The following is a 1701-nucleotide window of genomic DNA, read 5'->3' on the forward strand; positions in this document are numbered from 1 at the left end:
CGGCGGCGGAGCCGGGCCGGGGGCGGACCGGCGGCGGGGCCGCGGGACGCGGGGTGGCCTTCGGGCGGCGGGGGCGGGGGAGGCGGCTCGGGCCTTGGGGCGGGCGTGGCCTTCGGCGGAGGAGGCGGCGGTGGCGGCGGTGGCGGTGTGGGCGTCGGGGGCGGGGTCGGGGTCGGTGAGACGCACGGCGGTGGGGTCGGCCAGGTGAAGCTCCCGGCGACCGCGACGGCGTGGGCGCCGTCCGGGCCGGTGTCGGCCCAGGCGCAGGCGGTGGCACCGGCCGTCCCCGCCGGTGCCGCGGCGAGCAGCCAGGTCAGCGCGACCACCGTCAACACCCTTGCGGTAAGGGTGGATTGGGTCGGTTCGAGTGCATGCACGACGAAGATCTTGGGGCCATCCCGGTCCCGGTGCGCCGGAGATCGACCGGATTGCCCCGAACGGGCGACGTCCGGCCCCCGAAAGGTTTCATCAGCGGGCGCGGACCTGACTCCGAGGTCGCACGCATGTGTGACTTCGGGGTGCCCGGGGCGGTGCCGCGGATGGCCCGCGGTGCGGCGCCACGAGGGCGGACTCACGGATTCCGCAAAGAAATCCGCGCCCCGTTTGAACACATCCCCGCCTCCCGTGCGTACCCATTGCCGTGCGGCGGCGCAGTAGGGCGCTGCAACACCCTTGTGATATTGGGGAGTTGACGATGAATACCTCGTGGCGGAGCGCCTCGCTCGTGGTCGGCGCCGTGGCAGTGCTGGCGCTGACGACGGCATGCGGCCAGGAATCCGCCCCGCCGGCGAGCAGCCAGAACGTGGGCGCCACGGCCTCCGCCGGCGGCTACGCGACCTCCGGGACGGGGCTGGGCGACGGAGCGGGTTACGACGCGGGAGCCGCCGGCCAGGCGGGCGGCGCCGGTCAGGGTGCCTCCGCCGGTGAACTGTCCGTGTCCACCAACCAGGAACTCGGCAAGGTGCTGACCGACAGCGGCGGTCTGACGCTCTACCGGTTCGACAAGGACACCGCCGAGCCGCCCAAGTCGGCCTGCGAGGGCGACTGCGCGAAGAAGTGGCCACCGGTCCCGGCGGACGACGCCACCGCGGGCACCGGCATCGACAAGGCCCTGCTCGGCTCGGTCGTCCGCACCGACGGCACCAGGCAGCTCACCGTGGACGGCTGGCCCGCGTACCGCTACGCCCAGGACGCCGCCGCCGGTGACGTCAACGGCCAGGGCGTCGGCGAGACCTGGTACGCGCTCGCCCCCGACGGCAAGAAGGCGCAGGGCGGCGCGGGCGCCGAGGCGACGGGCGGCCTGCCGGGCCTGTCCACGCGCAAGGACGCCAAGCTCGGCGAGATCGTCATCGACGGGAACGGCATGACCGTCTACCGCTTCATGAAGGACTCGCCCTGGCCGATGAAGACCGCCTGCGTCGGCCAGTGCGTCAAGAAGTGGCCGGTCGTCGCGCCGGTCGCGGCCGACGACACCAAGGGCATCGACCTGAAGGGCTCCGGTCCCCGGGGCCAGGGCTACGTCGTCTTCGACCGGCCGGACGGACGGAAGCAGCAGACCATCGACTGCGTGCCGATCTACACCTTCGCGGGCGACAAGAAGCCCGGCGACACCAACGGCCAGGGTGTGGGCGGCACCTGGTACGCCATCCGTCCCGACGGCAAGCCGGTCGGCGCGCAGCAGAAGTAGGGAGCGCGCCCCGT

The 1701-nt window shown here is 73.7% G+C and carries 1 protein-coding gene and 1 pseudogene; one reads left to right on the plus strand and one right to left on the minus strand.

Going from position 1 to position 1701, the window contains the following annotated elements; translation table 11 throughout:
- A pseudogene (locus tag SZN_RS42135) lies at positions 1–186 on the minus strand (BlaI/MecI/CopY family transcriptional regulator); the annotation flags it as partial.
- A 508-nt stretch (positions 187–694) separates the two neighbouring features.
- Here SZN_RS42135 and SZN_RS36970 point away from each other — a divergent pair.
- Positions 695–1687: an SCO0930 family lipoprotein gene (locus SZN_RS36970; RefSeq protein WP_043735460.1), complete on the plus strand. Its 993-nt coding sequence runs from the start codon at positions 695–697 to the stop codon at positions 1685–1687.
- Positions 1688–1701: the final 14 nt, after the last annotated feature.

Origin of the sequence: Streptomyces zinciresistens K42 (assembly GCF_000225525.1) — a bacterium.
Lineage (GTDB): Bacteria > Actinomycetota > Actinomycetes > Streptomycetales > Streptomycetaceae > Streptomyces > Streptomyces zinciresistens.

What these genes read in the sequence shown, in the direction of transcription:
- SZN_RS36970 (WP_043735460.1), top strand. Translation starts at nt 695, where the DNA reads ATGAATACCTCGTGGCGGAGCGCCTCGCTCGTGGTCGGCGCCGTGGCA.